Annotated in this window: 7 protein-coding genes; 2 read left to right on the top strand and 5 right to left on the bottom strand. The window is 73.8% G+C overall.

The genetic code is table 11. From position 1 onward, the window contains the following. Positions 1-112: 112 nt before the first annotated feature. The 4 genes from ACFU6K_RS26555 to ACFU6K_RS26540 all read right to left on the bottom strand — a co-directional run bounded on the left by ACFU6K_RS26555 (position 113) and on the right by ACFU6K_RS26540 (position 3,858). A complete protein-coding gene (locus ACFU6K_RS26555; RefSeq protein WP_380667075.1) occupies positions 113-802 on the bottom strand; it encodes an SDR family oxidoreductase in 690 nt (229 codons plus the stop codon). A gap of 13 nt (positions 803-815) precedes the next feature. Beyond that, positions 816-1,340 carry a TIGR00730 family Rossman fold protein gene (locus ACFU6K_RS26550; RefSeq protein WP_380667073.1) on the bottom strand — a complete coding sequence of 175 codons (525 nt, stop codon included), beginning with the start codon at positions 1,338-1,340 and terminating at the stop codon, positions 816-818. A gap of 71 nt (positions 1,341-1,411) precedes the next feature. After that, positions 1,412-2,548: a tRNA 2-thiouridine(34) synthase MnmA gene (mnmA, locus tag ACFU6K_RS26545; protein ID WP_049658857.1), complete on the bottom strand. Its 1,137-nt coding sequence runs from the start codon at positions 2,546-2,548 to the stop codon at positions 1,412-1,414. Positions 2,549-2,676: 128 nt separating this feature from the next. After that, complete coding sequence (locus tag ACFU6K_RS26540) at positions 2,677-3,858, bottom strand: cysteine desulfurase family protein (RefSeq protein WP_380667071.1); 1,182 nt, start codon at positions 3,856-3,858, stop codon at positions 2,677-2,679. Positions 3,859-4,039: 181 nt separating this feature from the next. Between ACFU6K_RS26540 and ACFU6K_RS26535 the strand changes: the two genes are divergently transcribed. Continuing rightward, the gene (locus ACFU6K_RS26535) at positions 4,040-4,807 is read left to right on the top strand and encodes an IclR family transcriptional regulator (protein ID WP_380667069.1); all 768 of its coding nucleotides are present in this window, start codon (positions 4,040-4,042) and stop codon (positions 4,805-4,807) included. Here the strand turns inward: ACFU6K_RS26535 and ACFU6K_RS26530 are convergent. Continuing rightward, a complete protein-coding gene (locus tag ACFU6K_RS26530) occupies positions 4,713-5,372 on the bottom strand; it encodes a trimeric intracellular cation channel family protein (RefSeq protein ID WP_380667067.1) in 660 nt (219 codons plus the stop codon). The genes ACFU6K_RS26535 and ACFU6K_RS26530 overlap by 95 nt on opposite strands. Positions 5,373-5,501: 129 nt before the next feature. Between ACFU6K_RS26530 and ACFU6K_RS26525 the strand changes: the two genes are divergently transcribed. Next, complete coding sequence (locus ACFU6K_RS26525; protein ID WP_380667065.1) at positions 5,502-6,860, top strand: acyltransferase family protein; 1,359 nt, start codon at positions 5,502-5,504, stop codon at positions 6,858-6,860. The last annotated feature ends 19 nt before the right edge of the window (positions 6,861-6,879 follow it).

Raw genomic sequence — 6,879 nt, 5'->3', positions numbered from 1 at the left:
CCCCGGCACCGGGCGGAGGGCTCGGTGCCGGGGCCGTCGGGGCACCCGGACGTGGTGTCGAACTCCGGTGGGCGCGCCGGAAGTCGGCCGGGCCGACTTCCCGCGTCGCGCGCTACCGTCCCGGGCGGACGGTGATGTCGGTGATCTCCGCGTCCCGGGAGGCGTCGAGGGCGGCGAGGATCGCCTTGGCGACGGACTCCGGCTCGATCCAGCGGTCGGCGTCGTACTCCTTGCCCTCCTGCTGGTGCACCTTGACCTGCATCGCGGTGGCGGTGCGGCCCGGGTAGACGGAGGTGACCCGGACGCCGTTGGCGTGCTCCTCGTGGCGCAGCGCGTCGGCCAGTGCCTTGAGGCCGTGCTTGCTGGCCGCGTACGCCGACCACTCGGCGTGGGCGTTGAGGCCGGCGCCGGAGTTCACGAAGAGCACGTGGCCCTTGACCAGCCGGATCGACGGCAGCAGGAGGCGGGTCAGCTCGGCGGGGGCGACGAGGTTGACGTTGAGCGTCTCCTGCCAGGCCTTGGGGGTCAGGTCGCCGACCGGGCCGAGCTCGACGACGCCCGCGACGTGCAGGAGGGAGTCGAGCTCGACGGGCAGCTGCTGGTGGCCGAAGGCCCAGGACAGCTTGCCCGGGTCGCCGAGGTCCCCGACGAGGGTGCGGGCCCCGGGGAAGCGCTCCCGCAGCTCGGCGGCCCGGCGGGCGTCGCGGGCCAGCAGCCAGAGCTCGTCCCCGCGTTCGGCGAGTCGCTCGGCGAGGACGGCGCCGATGCCGGAGCCGGCGCCGGTGATCAGATGTGCAGCCATGGACCCGATCCTCTCAGGCCTTGAGCTGGGCGAAGACCTCGGCGGGCGTGTCCGCGAAGGTGATCAGCTCGGCGAGCGGGCGCGGCAGGAAGCCCTCGGCGTCCATCCGCTCCATCTGGGTGCGCAGGCCGGAGTAGAAGCCCTCGGTGTCCAGCACGACCACCGGCTTGTCGAACATCCCGTGCTTCTTGAGCTCCAGCACCTCGGTGACCTCGTCCAGGGTGCCCAGCCCGCCCACCAGGACGACGATCGCGTCGGCCCGGGCCGCCAGCTCCGCCTTCCGCTCGGGGAGGTCGGCGGTCCACACCAGTTCGTCGGCGCCGACGTACGCCTTGTGCCTCAGCATCTCGACCATCACCCCGACGAGCGTGCCCCCGGCGGCCTTCACCTCGTCGGCGAGCAGCCCCATCAGCCCGGCGTTCGACCCGCCCCACACCAGGGTGTGCCCGCCCTCCCCCAGCAGCCGGGCGAACTCGGCGGCGGGGGCGGAGTAGCGGTCGTCGAGCGAGTACGCGGAGCAGAAGACAGAAATGTTCATAGTGTCGTCTGGTCTATCACGCCCCGGACGCACCGCTCACCGCCTTTACCCCGGCCGTCGGCCGCCGCCGTTCAGGCGGTGACGGCCGGGCGCTCGGTGGTGGCGATGGTGGCGGAGCCGACGACGCGGGTGCCGTCGTAGAGGACCACGGCCTGGCCGGGGGCGATGCCGCGCACCGGGGTGTCCAGCCGCACCCGCAGTTCGCCGTCGACGACCGAGGCGCTCACCGGCACCTCCTCGCCGTGGGCGCGGAGCTGGGCGGTGTAGCGGCCGTCGGCGAGGGGCTCGGTGCCGCACCAGCGGGGGCGGATGGCGGTCAGCCCGGTGACGTCGAGGCCCTCGACCGGGCCGACCGTCACGGTGTTGTTCACCGGGGAGATGTCCAGGACGTAGCGCGGCTTGCCGTCGGCGGCCGGGCGGCCGATCCGCAGGCCCTTGCGCTGGCCGATGGTGAAGCCGTACGCGCCGTCGTGCTCCCCGAGCTTGGTGCCGTCGGCGTCGAGGATGTCGCCGGGCGCGGTGCCGAGGTGCTTGGCGAGGAAGCCCTGGGTGTCGCCGTCGGCGATGAAGCAGATGTCGTGGCTGTCGGGCTTCTTGGCGACGGCCAGGCCGCGGCGCTCGGCCTCGGCCCGGATCTCCTCCTTGGTGGTGTCACCGAGCGGGAAGAGCGAGTGGGCGAGCTGGTCGGCGTCGAGGACGCCGAGGACGTAGGACTGGTCCTTGGCGGAGTCGACGGCCCGGTGCAGTTCGCGCGCGCCGGACGGCAGGTCGACGATCCGGGCGTAGTGGCCGGTGCAGACGGCGTCGAAGCCGAGGGCGACGGCCTTGTCCAGCAGCGCCGCGAACTTGATCTTCTCGTTGCAGCGCAGGCACGGGTTGGGCGTGCGCCCGGCCGCGTACTCGGCGACGAAGTCGTCGATGACGTCCTCGCGGAAGCGCTCGGCGAGGTCCCAGACGTAGAAGGGGATGCCGATCACGTCGGCCGCCCGCCAGGCGTCCCGGGAGTCCTCGATGGTGCAGCAGCCGCGCGCGCCGGTCCGGAAGGACTGCGGGTTGCTGGACAGCGCCAGGTGGACGCCGGTCACCTCGTGCCCCGCTTCGACGGCGCGGGCGGCGGCGACGGCGGAGTCGACTCCGCCGGACATCGCCGCGAGCACGCGCAGACGGCCGGTGGACGGAGTGGTCGGGGCCCCCGGGAAGTCAGTCATGATGGCAACAAGGGTACGGGGTGGCCCGGCTGTTCCCGGAAGACGGGATCAGCGCCGGACGGCCAGGACCGGTGCCGCGCCGCCGGGATCAGCGCCGGACGGCCAGGACCGGTGCCGCGCCGACGGGATCAGCGCCGGACGGAGGCCAGCCCGGCGTTGCGCGCCCGCTGCACGGCCGGCCCGATGGCCGCCGCCAGCGCCGTCACGTCCTCCCGCACCGAGGTGTGGCCGAGCGAGAACCGCAGCGAAGCGCGCGCCAGCAGCGGGTCGACGCCCATCGCGAGCAGCACGTGGCTGGGCTGCGGCACCCCGGCGGAGCAGGCGGAGCCCGTCGAGCACTCGATGCCCTGGGCGTCCAGCAGCATCAGCAGGGCGTCGCCCTCGCAGCCGGGGAAGGAGAAGTGCGCGTTGGCGGGCAGCCGCCCGGCCGTGGACGGGTCACCGTTGAGGATCGCGTCCGGGACGGCGGCCAGCACCGACGCCACCAGTTCGTCCCGCAGCGCGCCCAGCGTGACGGCGTGCTCGGCCCGGTGCTCGACGGCCCAGGCCGCGGCGGCCGCGAAGCCGGCCGAGCCGGGGGCGTCCAGGGTGCCGGAGCGCACGTCGCGCTCCTGCCCGCCGCCGTGCAGCAGCGGTACGGGCGCGGCGCCCCGGGAGAGCAGCAGCGCGCCGATGCCGAACGGGCCGCCGATCTTGTGCCCGGTGACGGTGAGCGCGGTGAGGCCGGATTCGGCGAAGGAGACCGGGACCTGACCGAGTGCCTGCACCGCGTCGGCGTGTACGGGGATGCCGTACTCGGCCGCCACGGCGGTCAGTTCGCGGACCGGCTGGACGGTGCCGACCTCGTTGTTGGCCCACATCACGGTGACCAGCGCCACCGACGCCGGGTCCCGCTCGATCGCGGACCGCAGCGCCTCGGGGTGCACCCGGCCGTACTCGTCGACCGGCAGGTACTCGACGGCCGCGCCCTCGTGCTCGGAGAGCCAGTGCACCGCGTCGAGCACCGCGTGGTGCTCGACCGGGCTGCACAGCACCCGGGTGCGGGCCGGGTCGGCGTCCCGGCGGGCCCAGTACAGGCCCTTGACCGCGAGGTTGTCGGATTCGGTGCCGCCGCCGGTGAGCACGATCTCGCTGGGGCGGGCGCCCAGCGACTCGGCCAGCGACTCCCGGGACTCCTCGACCACCCGGCGGGCCCGGCGGCCGGCCGCGTGCAGGGCCGAGGCGTTGCCGACCACCCCCAGGTGCGCCGTCATCGCGGCGATCGCCTCGGGCAGCATCGGCGTGGTCGCCGCATGGTCCAGGTATGGCATAACCATCCGATTGTAGAGCGCCGCGGGGGGCGGGGTTCCGGCCCGGGGCACCGATCCAGCCACCGCCCGCACGGGGCGGACGCACCACGGCCGGACGGCCGCGTCCGGTCCTGGTTTGTACCACCGAGCCACCCAGCGGTTAGCCTGACGCCACCAGTCAGCCGGATCCACGGGGAACGCCATGTCGCAGTCGGTCGACCGCGCGCTGACCCTGCTCGACGCGCTCGGCGACGCACCGCTCTCGCTGGAGCAGGCCGCCAGCAGCCTCGGGGTGCACAAGTCCACCGCCCTGCGGCTGCTGCGCACCCTGGAGGAGCACGGCTTCGCCCGCCGCCAGCCGGACCGGCGCTACCGGATCGGCGGCCGGGTGCTCTCGCTGGCCCACCGGGCGCTGGAGGACTTCGACGTCCGGCAGGTCGCCGCGCCGTACCTGGCCGCGCTCAACGCCCGCTGCGGCTACACCGTCCGGCTCGCCGTGCTGCACGACGGCGAGGTGCTCTACCTGGACGAGGTGGCCGGGCCGCCGGGTGCCGAGCCGTCCCGGATCGGGCGCCGGGCCCCGGTCGAGGGGACGGCGGTCGGCCGGGTGCTGCTCGCCGGACTGTCCGCGGACGACGCCCGCGCGGAGCCCGAGCTGGCGGCGGTGCGCCGCCGGGGCTGGGCGGCCGAGTCGCGCGAGCACCGCGAGCCGGTGACCTGCGTGGCCGCGCCGGTCGCGGGCAGCGGCGGGCGGACGGTCGCGGCCTGCGCGCTGAGCGCCCCGGCGAGCGAGGTGCCGCCGGCCGAACTGGCCAGGATGGTGCCGGAACTGCTCTGCACGGCCGAGGCGATCTCGCTCGCGTACGGCGGCTCGCCTACTCCTCGCTGGTGCGAGAACCGTTGCGGTGCCAGGCCCGCGGGGCACGCCAGCCGTACTTCAGGGCGAGCATCCGCAGCCCGAAGGCGGTGAGCGCGGCGGCGGTGCCGGTCATGCCGGTGAGCCGGTCGGTGGCGATCAGCAGGGCGACCACGGTGGCGCCGACCAGGGCCGGGACGGCGTAGATCTCCCGGTCCCAGCGCAGCAGCGAGGGGATCTCCCCGGCGAGTATGTCGCGGATCACGCCGCCGCCGGCCGCGGTCACCATGCCGAGCGCGATCGCGGCGACGGCGCCGAGTCCGAAGTCGTGCGCCTTGGCGGTGCCGGTCACGCAGAACAGCCCGAGCCCGAGGGCGTCCAGGGTCTGCACCGCCCGGTTGATCCGTTCGACCTCCGGGTGCAGGAAGAACACCACCAGGGCGGCGCCCAGCGGGGTCACGAAGTAGCCGAGGTTGGTGAACGCGGCGACCGGGGTCGCGCCGATCACCAGGTCGCGCATCACGCCGCCGCCGAGGGCGGTGACCTCCGCCAGCACACAGATGCCGAAGATGTCCATGTTCTTGCGGACGGCGAGCAGGCCCCCGGAGAGGGCGAAGACGAAGATGCCGACGAGGTCCAGCGACTGCTGGACGTCGGTCGGGAAGAGCTGGGATGTCACCGTCCATGTGTACCCGATGCGCACGGATGCGCCGGTGAACGTCCGTTCTCCGGATACGAACGCACCGCCGGAACGGCGGCGAACCGCTTGCGCGCCGTGCGGCCGGACCGGCTCGGCTAGCCTCCGCCTGTGAAGCTCGTGAAGCCCAGGTCGGCACCGGCGTCACCGCCGAAATCGCCCGAGCCGCCGGACTCCCCCGTCCCCGCCTCCGCCAGGCTCGGCTGGCTCGACGCGCTGCGCGGCATCGCCGCCCTCGCCGTCGCCATGCACCACTTCGGACTGCTCGGCAAGATCCCCCACGCCGACCGGGTGCCGCGCCACCTGGACCTCGGCCTCTTCGGCGTGATGCTGTTCTTCCTGGTCAGCGGGTACATCATCCCGGCCTCGCTGGAACGGCGCGGCGACGTCCGGGCGTTCTGGACCGGGCGGATCTTCCGCATCTACCCCGCGGTGGCCGTCACGATCGTGGCGAGCCTGTTGGTGCTGCCCCGCGGCGGCCAGATCGTCCAGAGCTTCCCCTTCGACCACCCGGTGCTGTCGCTCGCCGCCAACGGCCTGCTGCTCCAGGACCTGCTGGGGGTGCCCAGCACCATCGGCGTGATGTGGTCGCTCACCTACGAGATGGTCTTCTACTACTTCGTGTGCGCGCTGTTCGTGCGGGGGTGGCACCGGCACAGCGCGCCGATCGCGGTCGGCTTCGCGTCCGTCGCCCTGGTCCTCGGCACCTGGCTGCCGATCGGCGGGATCTCGGTGGACCTGGCGGCCACCCGGCACCTGGTGGCGGTGGCCGGGATCGTGGTGCTGATGGCGATGGTCTGCATCGCCACCGCCCGTCCGGACCTGACCCGTTGGGGCGCGCTGCTGCTCGGCGGCCTGGGCCTGGTGCTGATCACGGTGAACAACCGGACCTTCGGCTTCGAGACCATGCTGATCTTCGCGACGATGTTCGCCGGCACCGTGCTGTACCGGCTGGAGCACGGCCTGCTCGACCGGCTCCCGGCTCTGCTCTGCTGCGCCTTCGTGGTCGTCGCCGGCGTCACGGTCGGCTACCTCTACAACCGCGACACCGCGCTCTGGCACACCTGGACCCCCTCGTGGCAGTCCTTCTCCTTCGCCTACCTGGCCGCCTGGGCCCTGTTCGCGGCGGCCATGCTGCTGCGCCGCCGCCGCTTCCCGCGCTGGCTGAGCGGGCTCGGCACGATCAGCTTCTCGGTCTACCTGCTGCACGGCCCGCTGATGTACTTCCTCGGCTGGAGGCTCCAGGGCTACCCGCCGATCGTCGGGCCGACGGGGCAGGCCGCGCTCACCCTCGGCTACCTGGGGGCGCTCGTGGTGCTCTCCTACCTGTCGTACCGGCTGGTCGAGATCCCGTTCCAGAACCTCGGCCGCAGGGTGGTCCGGGCGCTGGACCGCCGCTTCCCGGCCCCCGCCCCGGGCCCGCGCGCACCGGAGCCGAAGCCCGTACCGGAGCCGGCCGCCGGCGCCTGAGGCCCGGACGCCGAAGAGG

It is taken from the genome of Kitasatospora sp. NPDC057512 (assembly GCF_042802135.1).
Taxonomy (GTDB): domain Bacteria; phylum Actinomycetota; class Actinomycetes; order Streptomycetales; family Streptomycetaceae; genus Kitasatospora.
The sequence above is the reverse complement of the archived record's forward strand: the minus strand, read 5'-3'. Positions and strand labels throughout refer to the sequence as shown.